The sequence below is a fragment of the Bradyrhizobium sp. PRIMUS42 genome (genome assembly GCF_023006515.1).
GTDB lineage: Bacteria > Pseudomonadota > Alphaproteobacteria > Rhizobiales > Xanthobacteraceae > Bradyrhizobium.
On record NZ_JALBGZ010000006.1, the window covers coordinates 1 to 14774 of the forward strand.

Annotated in this window: 17 protein-coding genes and 1 tRNA gene; 10 read left to right on the top strand and 8 right to left on the bottom strand. The window is 59.3% G+C overall.

The features are described 5' to 3' along the window. Positions 1 to 123: 123 nt before the first annotated feature. Positions 124 to 498, bottom strand: coding sequence for a DUF3175 domain-containing protein (locus MOV75_RS01745; RefSeq protein WP_246920948.1), 375 nt, complete (start codon positions 496 to 498; stop codon positions 124 to 126). 181 nt (positions 499 to 679) lie between these two features. Between MOV75_RS01745 and MOV75_RS01750 the strand changes: the two genes are divergently transcribed. The 3 genes from MOV75_RS01750 (at position 680) to MOV75_RS01760 (ending at position 4689) form a co-directional block, all read left to right on the top strand. After that, positions 680 to 2161, top strand: a complete 1482-nt coding sequence (locus MOV75_RS01750; RefSeq protein ID WP_246920962.1) for an MFS transporter — start codon at positions 680 to 682, stop codon at positions 2159 to 2161. 4 nt (positions 2162 to 2165) lie between these two features. Then, positions 2166 to 2984 carry a trehalose-phosphatase gene (gene otsB / locus MOV75_RS01755; protein WP_246920964.1) on the top strand — a complete coding sequence of 273 codons (819 nt, stop codon included), beginning with the start codon at positions 2166 to 2168 and terminating at the stop codon, positions 2982 to 2984. A 241-nt stretch (positions 2985 to 3225) separates the two neighbouring features. Beyond that, a complete protein-coding gene (locus tag MOV75_RS01760; RefSeq protein WP_246920950.1) occupies positions 3226 to 4689 on the top strand; it encodes a trehalose-6-phosphate synthase in 1464 nt (487 codons plus the stop codon). A 112-nt stretch (positions 4690 to 4801) separates the two neighbouring features. Here the strand turns inward: MOV75_RS01760 and MOV75_RS01765 are convergent, their stop codons facing one another. Further along, entirely contained in the window at positions 4802 to 5143 is a 342-nt protein-coding gene (locus MOV75_RS01765) for a hypothetical protein (protein ID WP_246920952.1), read from the bottom strand. Positions 5144 to 5335: 192 nt separating this feature from the next. On the opposite strand from MOV75_RS01765, the gene MOV75_RS01770 reads away from it, so the two are divergent. Then, positions 5336 to 5425 (top strand) — tRNA-Ser (locus MOV75_RS01770). Positions 5426 to 6010: 585 nt separating this feature from the next. On the opposite strand, the gene MOV75_RS01775 is transcribed toward MOV75_RS01770, so the two are convergent. After that, positions 6011 to 6406, bottom strand: a complete 396-nt coding sequence (locus MOV75_RS01775; protein WP_247004623.1) for an HIRAN domain-containing protein — start codon at positions 6404 to 6406, stop codon at positions 6011 to 6013. Between the two features lie 133 nt (positions 6407 to 6539). Between MOV75_RS01775 and MOV75_RS01780 the strand changes: the two genes are divergently transcribed. The 3 genes from MOV75_RS01780 (at position 6540) to MOV75_RS01790 (ending at position 9194) form a co-directional block, all read left to right on the top strand. Continuing rightward, complete coding sequence (locus MOV75_RS01780) at positions 6540 to 7652, top strand: hypothetical protein (protein WP_247004625.1); 1113 nt, start codon at positions 6540 to 6542, stop codon at positions 7650 to 7652. Between the two features lie 93 nt (positions 7653 to 7745). Next, positions 7746 to 8315, top strand: a complete 570-nt coding sequence (locus MOV75_RS01785; RefSeq protein ID WP_247004627.1) for a hypothetical protein — start codon at positions 7746 to 7748, stop codon at positions 8313 to 8315. 540 nt (positions 8316 to 8855) lie between these two features. Next, positions 8856 to 9194, top strand: a complete 339-nt coding sequence (locus MOV75_RS01790; protein WP_247004629.1) for a hypothetical protein — start codon at positions 8856 to 8858, stop codon at positions 9192 to 9194. 121 nt (positions 9195 to 9315) lie between these two features. On the opposite strand, the gene MOV75_RS01795 is transcribed toward MOV75_RS01790, so the two are convergent. After that, a complete protein-coding gene (locus tag MOV75_RS01795) occupies positions 9316 to 9543 on the bottom strand; it encodes a hypothetical protein (RefSeq protein WP_247004630.1) in 228 nt (75 codons plus the stop codon). 94 nt (positions 9544 to 9637) lie between these two features. Here MOV75_RS01795 and MOV75_RS01800 point away from each other — a divergent pair, with 94 nt between their 5' ends. Next, positions 9638 to 9895 carry a hypothetical protein gene (locus MOV75_RS01800; protein WP_247004632.1) on the top strand — a complete coding sequence of 86 codons (258 nt, stop codon included), beginning with the start codon at positions 9638 to 9640 and terminating at the stop codon, positions 9893 to 9895. On the opposite strand, the gene MOV75_RS01805 is transcribed toward MOV75_RS01800, so the two are convergent. Together MOV75_RS01805 and MOV75_RS01810 are read right to left on the bottom strand one after the other, a co-directional pair. Then, positions 9849 to 10061, bottom strand: a complete 213-nt coding sequence (locus tag MOV75_RS01805) for a hypothetical protein (RefSeq protein WP_247004713.1) — start codon at positions 10059 to 10061, stop codon at positions 9849 to 9851. The two genes, MOV75_RS01800 and MOV75_RS01805, sit on opposite strands and share 47 nt — an antisense overlap. A gap of 11 nt (positions 10062 to 10072) precedes the next feature. Then, positions 10073 to 10303, bottom strand: coding sequence for a hypothetical protein (locus tag MOV75_RS01810; RefSeq protein WP_247004634.1), 231 nt, complete (start codon positions 10301 to 10303; stop codon positions 10073 to 10075). Between the two features lie 769 nt (positions 10304 to 11072). Between MOV75_RS01810 and MOV75_RS01815 the strand changes: the two genes are divergently transcribed. Continuing rightward, positions 11073 to 11687 carry a DUF1080 domain-containing protein gene (locus MOV75_RS01815; RefSeq protein WP_247004636.1) on the top strand — a complete coding sequence of 205 codons (615 nt, stop codon included), beginning with the start codon at positions 11073 to 11075 and terminating at the stop codon, positions 11685 to 11687. A gap of 142 nt (positions 11688 to 11829) precedes the next feature. Here the strand turns inward: MOV75_RS01815 and MOV75_RS01820 are convergent, their stop codons facing one another. Together MOV75_RS01820 and MOV75_RS01825 are read right to left on the bottom strand one after the other, a co-directional pair. Then, positions 11830 to 12243: a cupin domain-containing protein gene (locus MOV75_RS01820; RefSeq protein WP_247004638.1), complete on the bottom strand. Its 414-nt coding sequence runs from the start codon at positions 12241 to 12243 to the stop codon at positions 11830 to 11832. 929 nt (positions 12244 to 13172) lie between these two features. Next, positions 13173 to 13394 (bottom strand): hypothetical protein, encoded by a 222-nt coding sequence (locus MOV75_RS01825; protein ID WP_247004640.1) that lies wholly within the window; start codon positions 13392 to 13394, stop codon positions 13173 to 13175. 333 nt (positions 13395 to 13727) lie between these two features. On the opposite strand from MOV75_RS01825, the gene MOV75_RS01830 reads away from it, so the two are divergent. Beyond that, positions 13728 to 14132 (top strand): RNA ligase family protein, encoded by a 405-nt coding sequence (locus MOV75_RS01830; RefSeq protein ID WP_247004642.1) that lies wholly within the window; start codon positions 13728 to 13730, stop codon positions 14130 to 14132. The last annotated feature ends 642 nt before the right edge of the window (positions 14133 to 14774 follow it).

Sequence of the window (14774 nt, forward strand, 5' to 3'; positions counted from 1 at the left end):
AAGCCGGCAACTCCGAGTCGTCGCCAAACTTCTCCCGGTGGCTATCGCGACGAGCGCAAGCGCTCGCGCGGGGGGCCCGATCTGCGCTTCGCTTGTCGGGGACGACAGCGGCGCCACCTGGCCTCACTCCCTTCCAAACTCCCGCTTCAGCTCCACCTTCGCCCTCTCCAGCCGCGCGCGTTGTGTCTTCGGCAGCGTCTTGCCGGCGCGGTTGATGTAGAAGGTCAGCATCGACAGCGCCGAGCGATAAGCACCGGTCTTGCGGCGTGAACTGTGCTCGGCCGAGCGCTTCAGCGAGGCCGCGATCTTTTTCGCGCTGGTCAGCTTGAACACGCCTTGCTTGAGGTCGAGCGCGTCGCTCTGCTTCGTCACGCGCTGCGACCAGCGCTTCGGCGCGCCGCGCTTGGTGCTCTTGCGCGCCGTCGTGGGGCGCCTCGCGCTGGTCTTCTTGCGCGCGGCCGTTTTGCGGGATTGTGTCGTCTTTCTGACATGAGCCATGCGTCAACTCCTTGCGGCCCATCGGAAACCAGCGGCAGGAAGGGCCGTGCCCGTGGGAACCTGGTCTCGCCGCAGACGTTGTCGCAGGTGGCAGGCGGAATGCCGCACCCCGATGATCGGATCGACCCCGTCCACAACACGTGAGCCGGGGGCACGTCCATTGATCAGACACAACAACCCGATGGCATTGCAGCAAAGCCCAGCGCCGAACTATGCTCCTGTGGTCGCGGCGGCCGCCGCCGATCGCATCGTCGAGACCAGCATTCCCTCGCGCCTCGACGCGCTGCCCTGGAGCGGCTTTCACACCCGCGTCGTGCTCGCGCTCGGCATCACCTGGATCCTTGACGGGCTCGAGGTGACGCTTGCCGGCGCGCTCTCGGGCGCGCTGAAGCAGAGTTCGTCGCTGCATTTCTCCAACCTCGATCTCGGCATTGCCAATTCCGCCTATCTCGCCGGTGCCGTGCTCGGCGCGCTCGGCTTCGGCTGGCTCACCGACCGCATCGGCCGCAAGAAGCTGTTCTTCATCACGCTGGCGCTCTACCTCTCGGCGACGGCCGCGACCGCTCTGTCGTGGAACGTGGCGAGCTACGCGCTGTTTCGTTTTCTCACCGGTGCCGGCATCGGCGGTGAATACACCGCGATCAACTCGACCATCCAGGAACTGGTGCCGGCGCGCTATCGCGGCTGGACCGATCTCGTCATCAACGGCAGCTTCTGGATCGGCGCCGCGATGGGTGCGGTCGCGGCCATCGTGCTGCTCGATCCCGCCGTGATCGCGCCCGATCTCGGCTGGCGTCTGGCTTATCTCATCGGCGCGAGCATCGGTCTCGTCGTGCTCTTGATGCGAATGTGGATTCCGGAAAGTCCGCGCTGGCTGATGATCCATGGTCGCCCCGATCAGGCTCATGCGATCGTCGACGAGATCGAGCGCTCCGTGATCGGACGCGACCATACGAACGAGGGGCGCTTCCCCAAGATCCGGCTGAAGATGCGCGACCACACGCCGATCCGCGAGGTCGTGCACACGCTGTTCTCGATGTACCGGCAGCGCGCGCTGGTCGGCCTCGTTCTGATGAGCGCGCAGGCGTTCTTCTACAACGCGATCTTCTTCACCTTCGCGCTGGTGCTGACCGATTTCTACGGCATCAGTGCCGAAAACGTCGGCTGGTACCTGCTCCCCTTTGCTGCCGGCAATTTCCTCGGGCCGCTGCTGCTCGGCCGGCTGTTCGATACGCTCGGCCGCCGCGCCATGATCATGTTCACCTATGGTATGTCGGGCCTGCTGCTGGCGATCTCGGGCTATCTGTTCTCCATCGGCGTGCTCACCGCGCAGGGTCAGACCGTCGCCTGGATGGTGATCTTCTTCTTTGCTTCGCCCGCCGCGAGCGCGGCCTATCTCACCGTCAGCGAGACCTTTCCGCTCGAAGTTCGCGCGCTGGCGATCGCGGTGTTCTATGCGGTCGGCACCGGTATCGGCGGCGTGATCGGGCCGGCGCTGTTCGGCGCGCTGATCGACACGGGATCACGCACCAGCGTGTTCGCCGGCTATCTGCTGGGGGCAGCCCTGATGATCGCGGCCGCGATCGTGGCGTGGCGCTATGCCGTTGCGGCGGAGCGCAAATCGCTCGAACAAATCGCACGGCCGCTCGCCTTTATGGAGTAGACTGATGAAATCGGAACTTGCAGAAATGGCGTTGGACCAGCAGCCCACCGTATTCGACGACGACACGCCCGAAACGGTGCCGGTGCCGCATGCGCTCGTGCCGCATCTCAACGAGACCGCAATTCTGCTCGACATCGACGGCACCCTGCTCGACCTGATGCCGACCCCGCGCGAGGTGTGGGTGCCGCCGGGGCTATCGGAAACGTTGAAACATCTGACCGAGCGCACCTCCGGCGCACTGGCACTGGTCAGCGGCCGCTCGCTCAACGACATCGACCTGATCTTCGCGCCCGACGTGTTTCGCGCCGTCGCCGGCCACGGTGCCGAGATGCGACTGTCGGTCGACAATGAGGCCGATGCCGTGCACGCGCCGCCGCTGGACAAGGAGTTGAAGCGGCGGTTGGCGGCCATCGCCAAGCTCAGCCCGGGCATTCTGCTCGAGGACAAGGGTTATTCGCTCGCTCTGCATTACCGCCTCGCGCCGCATGCGGAGAAAGCGATCTATGAATCCGTCTCGGTGATCCGCGCCGACCTGCCCAATGCGCCCATCGAGGTGCTGCCCGGCAAGTTCGTCTGCGAAATCAAGCATTCCGGATTCACCAAGGCGACCGGCGTGCGTGAACTGATGAAGCGGGAGCCATTCAAGGGGCGGCGTCCGATCTTCATCGGCGACGACGTCACCGATGAAACCGTCTTCGCGATCATGCCCGACATGAACGGGCTTGCCTTCTCGGTCGGCCGCCGTGCCATGGGCGTGAACGGCCATTTCGACGCCCCGAGCGACGTCCGCGCGTTCCTTGCCCGCCTGCTCGATCCAAGGTGAAACCAAGGCAGCGCCACGCCGCCGACATGAAGCTCTGGGGATGGCGCCCATGCGGCCGCAATGAGTGCCGCGCAACATCGCCGCAAAAGCTGTCTTTGCAGTGAAATTCCCGGTTCCCACAAGCGAAACCAGTTCCAACGCGCGCGCCCGATTTTGGTTTCAATTCGTTGAAACGATGATCAGGAACCATATTGATGAACGGCAGTTAAACGGGGTGGAATGAAACAGGAGGGGACGACCTGTGAACTTAGTCGTCGTTTCGAATCGCGTCGCGCGCGGCAAGCCTAACGAGCCCATGACGGGCGGCCTCGCGGCGGCCTTGTTGCCGGTGGTGGAACATTCGGGCGCGATCTGGGTGGGATCTTCGGGCCGGGTGCGTGATGGTCATCAGAAGGAGCCATTCGCCGAGATCGAAGCACTGGGAACGGGCGCGATTGCGACGCTGGATCTGCCGGCGGCGCATTACGGCGGCTATTACGAAGGCTTCGCCAATTCGGCGCTGTGGCCGGCACTGCATTCGCGCAGCGATCTGATTCGCGTCTCCCGCGAAGATTATGTCAGCTATCGCGAGGTCAACGCCTTCATGGCGCGCGCCTTGATGCGCTTCCGAAAAACCAAGACCGCGTTCTGGGTGCAGGATTATCACTTCCTCGCGCTCGGTGCGGAACTGCGTGATCTCGGCGTCAACGATCCGATCGGCTTCTTTCTGCATACGCCGTGGCCCGTCGCCGCGGTAATGCAAGGCGTGCCCAATCATCGTGAGCTGATCACGGCGATGCTGGCCTACGATCTGCTCGGCTTCCAGACCAATGAGGATTGCCAGAACTTCCTCGGCTATGTCGGCGGCGAGCTTGGCCTCACCATCGAGGACGGCGTTGCGATCTCCCAGCATGGCCGCACCCGCTGCGAGGTATTCCCGATCGGGATCGATGCGGAGAAGTTCGCAGCCTATGCCGCGAAATCGGCATCGCATCCGGATGTGTCGCGGCTGCGGCGCAGCCTCAACGGCGAGCGGCTCGCGATCGGCGTCGACCGCCTCGACTATTCGAAAGGTCTCGTCAACCGCATCAGCGCATTCGACCGGCTCTGGACGGATCAGCCGCAGTTTGCGCGCAGCATCTCGCTGCTTCAGATCGCCAACCCATCGCGCGGCGCGATCGAGGCCTATGGCAATCTCCAGAACGATGTCGCGCGTCTCGTCACCGACGTCAACGGCCGCCACGGCGAAGTGGACTGGACCCCGATCCGCTATTTGAACAAGGGTTTCAGCCAGGCCGTGCTCGCTGGCCTTTATCGGACAGCGCAGGTCGGCGTGGTGACGCCGCTGCATGACGGCATGAACCTCGTGGCCAAGGAATATGTCGCCGCGCAGAATCCCGCCGATCCCGGCGTGCTGGTGCTGTCGAAGTTTGCGGGCGCGGCCAACGAGCTCGATACCGCCTTGCTGGTCAATCCGCACGACATCGACGGCATGGCGCGCGCGATCGCGGTGGCGGCCGCAATGCCGCTCACCGAGCGCAAGATGCGCTGGGATGCGATGATGAAGAAGCTGCGCGGCCACACCATCCAGCAATGGTCGGCCGACTTCGTCGCAGAGCTGGAAAAATGCCGGACCGAGAAGGCCGTGGAAGCGCCGCTCGCAGCGCAGCCGCCGCAAGCACTGCGCTGGCTGAGGTCGGCGATATCAGGCGTGCGGTTGATTTAGGATCCTGCGTCATGGCCGGGCTTGTCCCCCTGCGCGGCCGAAGCGGCTTCGGCCGCGCAGGGACAAGCCCGGGCATGACGGCCAGCCGCAAATAACGAGCTTCAATAGCAGTTCAATAGCAATACGACACGCCATCCAGGATCGCGCATTGCCGCTTGTTCGGCGCGTTGGGATCGTCCATTGGCACCACCCCCTTGCCCTGGCCGACGAACACGCCGGGCCCGACATGCACCGAGCTCTTGTTGCCGATGATCACGCTTGGATGCGGTGTCGAGCTCGAGCGCGTGCCGTCCGGCCAGATGATGGCATCGCCGGATAGCACCCCGCGCCGCCCGTCGTTGCAGCTCACATCGACGCCCTGCCGCGTGCAGACCTGGGCCAGGGCCGGCACGGCGAAGACGGGGACAAGGGCCGATATCAGGCCCAGTACGGTGATGGTCTTGCGGATCGTCATGGCATCCCCGGTCGTGTTGGCGTTCTCGTGTGAATCGTCGTCCTAAACCCGCCGCGGGTTCAGCCGCCAGGCCGGCCATGACATGTATGACGACAGATATTATCTTGCAAATACAACAAGTTGCGGAAAATTCACCCGATTCCCCTTCGATCCCTTGCAAAATCATCGGCGCCCCTTCAAGAGAGGCGCTCCGGAGAGATGGCCGAGTGGCTTAAGGCGCACGCTTGGAAAGCGTGTGTGCGGGAAACCGTACCGTGGGTTCGAATCCCACTCTCTCCGCCATATATATTTGAATTGATTGAAGTTTTGTCGATATAATTGAAGTGACCCCCGGATCCACCCCCAGTACGGCCATCTGTCTGGAGGTGCCGATAAGAGGTTTGACAACTTAAAAAGGCTGCGTCCCCGAGCCCGACCCAGGTTACAGAGCCCAAGACCCAAAGCTGCCCCAGGCGGGCGGTCGCCGGTCCGGCAAGGCGCCGCAGGCTGGCGGCTTGCCGCCGACGGGTTCCCCGATGCCCCCTGAAAGCCGCGTGCCGTCCTTGACGCCACTTCTAGGCCAAGGAACGGGCGCCCGAGCCTGGAGCTCGGTTAACTTGGTCAAATCAATCTTTGAAGGCCGCCCACCAGAATCGAGTGAGCGTTGTCCTCCGAAGGCAAAGGTCACACGTTCGAATCGTGTCGGGTGCGCCAGTAAAACTAAGGTTTTCTTTAGTTTTTGCTTCCCAGGAAATTCTCACCGGAAGCACACCGGAAGCGTCGCCCTGGGGCCGACCTCGATCGTAAGAGTGTCTTCAGTAGAGACTTCAGTGGGGTGTTGGAGTGCGGCCAGCGCGACGCGGAGGTGCGGCCGAAATAACCCATCCGTCACTTGATGCGCGGTGGCCACGCAAGGTTCAGCTTGACGCCGAAGAAAGCCGAAGTGCCGTCCTCCTGCTCAAAGCCGCCGACGATCTTGGCGCTGCATTGGCCGGCGAATTGGCCTAGTGCCGTCCGGTATTGCAGAGCCATGTCTCGCCGGAGATAACCAACAAAGCACGAATCGATCTCAACCCGCACCGCGTTCGAATCGAACGCATTGCCATCCTCCGGCACCAGCCCTGCGGTCACTTTGACGTCGTGCTCCGTCCCCCCGTGCTCCCGATAGAGCGACTCCAGCACTCCTTGATAGTTCGATTCGCCAACTACCGGCACGATCCAACCGCGTCCAGGCACAAGGCTGGCGCTCTGCTCAAGACCAAATAGTCGTCGCCAGAACGTCATACGGTCCCTCTCAGATCCGTCTTCGGCGTGGGGCGTGGCTCGCAACTGCGAAACCACGGAAAGTAATCAAGCCTTGTGAATAACCGGGACAAGCGTCCCGATCCTCGCGTTGCTATTCTGCATTGTGTCACCCTTGGCCCGCGCGAATCAACTTTTCAAAACCACCAAAGCAGAGGCCCTGATGCTTGGACGAAGGACCCTCTTCATAATCGGCGCGGGCGCCGGTTTCGATATTCAGATGCCCATGGGCGATAAGCTCGCCCGCCGGATCGCGGAGTATGTGAACATCAGCTTCGAAGACGGATACCGCAAAAGGAGCGGCAATGATCTTACGGCGGAGGCAATAAAACTGCTCGCTAGAGAAGCTGACCACCGCGCCGATCCGAACCCTTACTATCACGCTGGCCGACAAATCGCTGAAGGACTAGTCGGCTGGTCTTCGTCGATCGACGGTTATCTGAATCGTCATCAAGACCAACCGCTAGTGCAGCAGTGCGGCAAACTTGCCATCGCGCAGGTCATTCTTGAGAGCGAGAACGGTTGCGACATGTACGTCGATTCGCGTTCGCCACGCGGGCTTGTTTTTCGCGACCCGGCAAAAGTTCGCCAATCGTGGTTTCAGCAACTTTGGTCAATTCTGGAAACCGGCATCATTAGAAGCAAGAATCTTGAAAGCATCTTCGACAAGCTCAACGTGATCTCGTTCAACTACGACAGGACCCTTGAGCATTTCCTTCTTATAGGGCTGCAACACGCCTACCACCTGCCGGAAAAAGACGCCGCCGCTATCATCAATGCGAGACTCGACATAAACCATGTATACGGAAAGGTCGCAGACTTGCCGTGGGAAGATAAGGGGCATGGTTTTGCGTTCGGCCGAAAACCGGAGGCTCGCGATTTGGTCCACCTCTGGAATCACATCACTACGTTCAACGAGGAAATCTCAGATGCGCAGCTCTTGCAAAAGCTGGCCGACAAAGTGTCGGCCGCTGAGCGGATCGTTTTTCTAGGCTGTCACTTTCATGAACAGAACATGAGATTGTTGCGCGCCGCATTACCCGCAAGAGGCGGCAATGTCAGCATCTACGCAACTGGAATCCAACGCTCGTCATCGGCACTTAAAGAAATCGACGGCCAAATGCGAGAAATGCTTGGCCCGCGTGGGGGTACTTGGCAAGTTCATATAGACAGCCGATGGGACTGCAAGGAGCTGTTCAAAGAGTTCGAGACTACGTGGTCGCGCTGAATAGCCAAGCCACGAACCTCAGCCGCGCGGGGCTCCGCCGTTGTACAGTGTACACACCCCCGACTGTCCTGAGACGCGAAGGATCATTTTCAAATGGACGACGATGAGGATTTCAAACAGTTGGTTCTGGCCAATAGGCGCGAGTGGAATTGCTTCTGGTTTTGGCGCGACAAGCCAATTGCTGAAAGTGGCATTGCCCGCGACATACTTGAGGGGGCCGGGTTTCAAGTTGAGGGTTTAAGGTCGCTGGACCAAGACCCGCCCGATTGCGAAGCAACGTTAGACGGCACATTTTCTGGAGTTGAGGTTACGGAGCTAGTTCATCGCCCCACACTTGAGCGATCCATCAAAGCGGTGAGACAGCGTTCGAGAGGCGAAACCCCCGAGCGACCTGAGGCTTATTTTATCTGGGAACGCGATGATTTAATTGCCGCGCTTCAAGCACTGCTGGTAGCAAAAGACTCGGCAAAGCTAACCCGATCTTACGAACGGTATGTGCTGGTCATTCACACCGATGAGATGTTCTTGGATAGCGTCAACGTCGAACGTTTCTTGAAAGGCGCTAGCTTCAACACCGCCATGATAACCCATGCCTTTCTTGGTCTGTCGTATGAGCCCGGCAGAGGCTATCCGGTGTTCCCGCTCGAACTGGTCCGGCCCTGATGGGCATCGAGGCGCTAGCGCTGTGCTCCGCGATCACTTCGCGGGCTGTTGCTGCTCGGCTTCGCGGTAAGAGGCATGTTGTTGATTCAGACTAAGCACGAGCGCGATGTCTTGATGGCATGCGCCTTGGGATAGGGCGAAGTTCATGCAGCGGCCGTGAGCAGCGCTAATCAGGTCTCCATGGATGGCATCAGTTATCACCACGCGGTAGCTTCGCGACAGCTCGACGGAGCTTGATTTCGATGCACCGAGCGCAGATCAGCTCGCCGTCCCCGGCCGGTGGCGCAAGAACTGTTAGCTCTTCAGGTGCGAACTCGTCTTCGCAGTGATCGCAGCGGGGGATTTCGTGCATCCGCGTATTTGCTCACGCGGTTGTGGCGGAATTCGGTTGCTCTCCAACTCACCGCTAGAGCCGATAGTTTGTTCAAACGAAATGATCGAGCAGCCTGCTTTTGACTACCCCGCTGCGACAACGGTCGATCTAGCATCGTTTGAATAGAGCATATTGGTCGAATTCTCTGGGGCGTCGGTGGGGCTGAAATGGCAGACATGGACTGGTATCAAACAGTCGCATTTTGGGCGGCGGTTGTTGTCATTGCGCTTGGCTTTCTTGCTGCTTTCGCGGTTTGGATTGCAAATTTCAGATCGGATTGGCAAATACAAATTCTTCGGGAGCACTACGCTGCCATTGTTGGGTTGCCCGCAGCCGCCGCTGGCGCATTCGTAATGGTTACGTTGTTCCGGCAGGTGTCTGGTAAGATCATCATAACCTTGCCGGGATTAAAGCTCGAAGAGGCGTCCGGGCCGATAATTCTGTGGGTTGTCTGCTTTATCGCGATGGCGCTCGCTATTAAGATGATCTGGCCCTTGAAATCGTAGGACTACACGTGCGGAAGGCCAGTGAGTTGAAGCCAAACTAGGCGATCAAATCCCGCATTGCGGGGTCAACCGCTACTTCGGCAACCGGAACCGACATCACGAGAATGCTGCATTGGGGGCATCAGTAATCGCCGAGCGGCAGCTTCGCGATGGTTCGGCGGAGCTTGATTTCGATGCACCGAGCGCAGATCAATTCGCCGTCCCCGGCCGGTGGCGCAAACACAGTCAGCTCTTTGGGCGCGAATTCTTTTTGCAGTGATCGCAACGGGGATTTCGAGCATCCGCGCATAGCTTGCACCAGTTCGTTCCTAATCCGGAACAGGTTGAAGAAATCCCGGACGTTGCACATTTACAACCCGCGACGACATCCGAGACACTAAGCTGGTCTATTGAGACAACCGAAACATATTTCTTGTTTAGTTCATACGAACTGCGGGGCAAAAATGTTTGATGTCTATCGCAATGATAAGCGAGACTTGCTCGTTCTAAGCACAGGCTCTGCCGTCCCCGTGCTTTGCTCTGCACATAAATGGCGCAAGAGCAGAAAAAGAGTTCTCAAGGTCAGCGAGGAAATCAAGTCAGCCGTTGAGCGACAAGGCTATTACCTCCGCAACCTACGGGCCAACAGGTTGAACGTGAACACAGAGCGACCGGTTATCTCGCCGTCGCGCCGTCCAACCGCGCCAGTCCAGTCTCGATGACGACGATGTCTTCCTCAATCTGCTGGATAGTGCTCGTGCAGTCGATGCCGGTACACGCATTGAGGTCTGAAATCAGTTTCCGGCGCTGCATCCGAAGCTCGTCGAGAGACTTCTGGTCCTTGAGCGAAACGTATCCTTCGACGATCTGTTCAATCGCTCTCAACATTTCCCAGAGCCTCATTCATAACTCTCAAGCTTGCAATCACGCCTACTGAGTTCTTCTAGAACAATGCGCCTCCGCAACTCGTGCGCAGCAGCGGTCAGATGAGACCCGACGATCAGCCCGAGCCGCCTTAAGGTCACGAGAGCAACAGCGTCACACAGCTCGATAGAAAGTCCGGCTCCCAATACCGCAATAGCGCGTTGCTCATTGGCGTCGAGATCAGCCCATGAGATGCCTTCCATCATGCGCCTCAAATCCGTCCCCGAGGGACATTTCAAAATCCAAACGCGTGCCTGATTTGCCGCAGCATAGCCATAGCCGCGTCGGTGTACCGACTGTGGGTTAGGTATTGATCCACCTGCGCTGTACTAATCAGCGCCACAACTGCCACCGTGAAGCCCTTAAACATTGGGCCTCTCCTACAAGAGACCGCCAACCGGGCGTGTTGAAGTAATAGACTGTTTTCAGAATGCGCTGCCGCACAACGGCGACCTATATGCAAATGGTGACAGTGACCAGTAACCAATTCCTTAAGCGGCGCCACGTTTGGGTGCGTGCCGTGGACGAGGCGAAGTCGTGCAACGGCCAATGGCGGATTACGCGCTGAATGTCATGTTGCGTAAACCGGATGCGGACATGCACGGTCACGTCCGATTGTCGGCTGGAGAACAGACATAGCAGTGGCTCGTACGCGGTTCTGCTAAGGGCCAACAGACGGCATTAGGAGACCGGCTTTATTCGTTACGTCGCGATCGGCAGCGCAGTGCGTCCACGACGAGCATGCTGCGGTCGCACAGCTTCAGCGCCTCGTCGCCCCAAGAGGGCACCTCATCGAAGGCAGCGAGCGACTCCTGCGCATCGCCAACTTCAGCATAGGGAGCCTTAGTCCATTGATGCCCCCCGTATCTTCGTTGAATGCGTGAGCGAGGAGCCTAGCCAGAATTTACGCAAGGCCCTATCATCAAGACTACCGACCGGAAGGACAATCGGCGGACCGACCAGGAGAAGTCAATCATGCCAAAGACGTTACTCCGTTCTTTGCAATTCGCTCTTGCACTCGTCGCCTTGGGTTTCACCGTGAGTCAGTCGCTGCCGCAGGCTAAAGGTGAGGAAGCCGGCTGGATCACGCTGTTCGATGGCAAAGACCTCGAACAATGGGATCAGGTCGGGAAATCCAATTGGCATCTGGCGGACGGCACGGTGATTGCCGACAAGATGGAAGACAAAGAGGCCGGTTATCTCGTCAGCAAGAAGCCGTACAAGGACTTCGTGCTGCGCATCGAATTCTGGCCCAGCGATGATGCAAACAGCGGCATTTATTTCCGCTGCCTCGATGCCAAGAAGATCACCGACCGTACCTGCTACGAAGCAAATATCTTTGACCAGCGGCCCGATCCAAGTTACGGCACCGGCGCGATCACACGTTACATCGAGATCAATCCGATGCCGAAAGCCGGCGGCAATTGGAATACGTTCGAGATCACAGCGAAGGGACGCGACATCACGGTCGTGCTCAACGGAAAGAAGACGGCCGAACTCCGGAACGGAATGTTCGATGAAGGCTCGATTGCCTTGCAACACGGCGCGGGAGCGATCAAGTTCCGCAAGGTGCAGATCAAGCCTTTGTAGGGCGGTGCGGCAACAGAGTGGCGACGACTTGAGCCGCGTTCGATATATTGCGACACTGAAAAGAACAGAGGCAGGTGAACTGAACGTGAGGCTTGCTTCGCGCTCGCAGTCCGCGCAGCGGCTGCGGTTGTGGGCTTGCAGCTTACTTCGCCGGTGCTTTGACCAGATCGGCAGTGTAAATCACCACAGCATCATTGCCGGCGTTCTTGTGCCAATGCACTGTGTTGACGCCTTCAGCGGTGGTGTCGCCGGAGTGGAATGTTTTCGAAGTGCCATCTTCGTTTGTGATGACATCGGTCCCTTGATGGAAATAGACCACGGCCGGCCGGTCCTTGTGGCTGTGTAGTCCGATGTGCCCGCCCGGCGCGATGTTCAGAACACGCAACCGCAGTTGCCAACCCGCCATGCTTGGAATTTCGTTACTGAGGTCGATCACGACGGTCTTCGGGGTCGTGTATCCTTGGTTGTCTTTAGGCGCATCTTCCGCAAATGCGAAATAGGCGGAAGCTGATAAAGCGAGCGCAATGCCAGCGCCCAACATCAGTGCTCTGCGCATTTCACTGTCCTCCTCTTTGGATATTATGAGGTGGCTATCGGCACTCTCGCCGGAATTGCCAGTAGTGCTTTAGCCCGCAAGGCGATTGAAGCGCAGCGCTTCTTCTATGTCTATGGATAAATCGGCCGCCGCGCTGGATGCGCGACGCCTCACCAAGGCAGTTCGCACATCGGCGGCTTAGTCCGCTTCGGGTCAAAAGCGGCGGTCCGGTGCTCGCATACGGCAGGTCCGATCTACCCTTGACACCGGACCTCCTGCGCCAACGACACCAGACCGATCCCATTAGAGTTCGCGCGATGAACTTGGACGCCGCGCCCCCATCTCGCGCGCGCCAAAGCCGCCGCACCGGCTGAGCCTCCTGGTGGCAGGCACCCACCCGTAAATTTCCCAAGTGTGGGCAACTTGGGTCGGCAGGTCTTGAGCGCCGCACCGAAAACACCGAAGCCAAAACAATGGGACGAGCAGGAAGTCCGACGATTGGTCAGGCTCGCTCGGGCACGCGCTGGCGTATCGAAGATAGCAGCAGAGCTGGGCCGTCACGCAGGATCAGTGAGGCGAATGGCGCGAACTAGGGATACTGTTGAAGAAGTAGCCGTCAGAGAGAGATACCTCGCGCTACTCCTCCCGTTCAATCGGAAGGCTTAACGGGCGGCTTACAACCTTGTCACCCGCCCTTACCATCCGAAACGCCGTTTAAGCCGGTGCTGCCGTTGCTCGATCAATCATCCGGGGCGGCGCATTCAGAACACCCCTATCCAGGCGAAAAAAGCCACTTCAATGAGGAAGGTGATGCCCATGATGGCGACAGTGAGAACTGCGTCGCCCGCCGGTAAATGGGTCATAGCGCGCCTCGCGTGATTGCGAAGCCCCGAGCCGAGAACCAAACTCCCGGAGGCTCGGAAATGTTTCGGTTTCCCACGGGGGGCGCCTTAGCGCATTTCGAGTTCCCTGATCGCCAGAGCCGAAATGTGGGAAGCGTCTTTGATGCCGGTCTGCGCGATTTTGATGATCGTTTTCGCAATCAGTTCCGTTAGCGGGTCGTCGCGATCCTTGACAGAGAGGGCATGCAACGTTTGCTCGTATGCTTTGGTGATGCAGGCAACCTCTTTCGGCGCCATGCCGTGGGTCTGTAGATGCAGATAGATCGCCATCTTGCCCTCGGAGCCAAGCCTCAAGGGAGGACCATGGGAACCAATTGTGCAGTGCGAAATCCGCCCGAAGTTCGGAGCGGTCCGTAAGTGCGGCTGCTCAAGCTTAATCTGCGCGAGACACCAAAACCGAAAGGGGCCGCCTCACAGCGACCCCTTGCCGGTTACAATCTTGTTCGGGATGAAATGCCAGCCCCGGCGCTGTCTACTTAAAGGTATCGGTGTGCCGGGGGGAGTCCGGATAACTACCGCTCAGAGCGCTACAAATTTTCCCGTAGATGCGATCTACGGGTCTGCCGACCTGCCAAAACGGTCGGGAATACCTATTTTTTCCGCATGCGTTCATTTGAGTTTTGCCTGCCGACCAGGGGCACCACGGTCCCGGACGGCGCCGATTGGCTTCACGAAGTAAAATACGACGGTTACCGCCTCCGTCTGGAGCGCGACGGCGCCCGCGTGCGCTTGATCACGCGCGGAGGCTACAATTGGGCCAGCCGTTATCCTTGGATCGTAGAAGCCGCTCGTAAGGTCCGCCAGAAGCACTTCGTGCTCGACGGCGAAGCGGTCGTGCTGGGCGTCGATGGCATCTCAGATTTCAACGCGCTGCACTCGCGCAAACATGATCACGAAGTGCAGTTCTGCGCGTTTGATATTCTCGCCGAAGGCGGTGATGACCTCCGCATGCTGCCCTTGTCGATGCGGAAGGTGAACTTGGAGCGCTCTGCTGGCGCGGCGGCCTGAAGGTGTCTTCGTCAATCCCTTCGAACGCGGTGAGCTTGGGCCTGATCTGTTTCGAGCGGCCTGCAACATCGGGCTTGAGGGACTGGTGTCCAAGCGGCGGGACCGTCCTTATGAGGACGGTCGCTGTCGCTATTGGATCAAAGTGAAGAACCGCAAGCGTCCAGCGATGGAGCGCGAGCTATGACCAGCAGAGCTTGCTCGCGCTCGCTTCCCGCGCTGCTGAAAGATCAGCATCGCCAGCCCACGCCGCCGTAAAGCGTCGGTAAGAGATCGCCCGACTACTGCACTAACAGCCGACCTCAACGGCCGATCTGCACAGGGGGCGATGACTTCGGCTCTACTCCCGGTTCCAGACCTGCCGCTGCACTGCGCCAACCGACGGGATGGGCCAACTCCCGACATTCCTGGGAGCCGCAGTCATCGCCTCGGACGGGATGGCAATCGGATCTTCCGGGCGGAACTACCTGTTTCTCAGGCCGTTAAGTCGCGCATGAATGTAGTTGCCCTTGAAGCGGGACGTGCCGAAATCTTCGTTCGGGGCGGACAAGCAGCATTGGATGCCATCGGCAGGCGCGCGCTCTGAAGAGACCGACCCTTTTTTGGTTTCGCACCACCACTCACATTCCACGAAATGCGCACGCC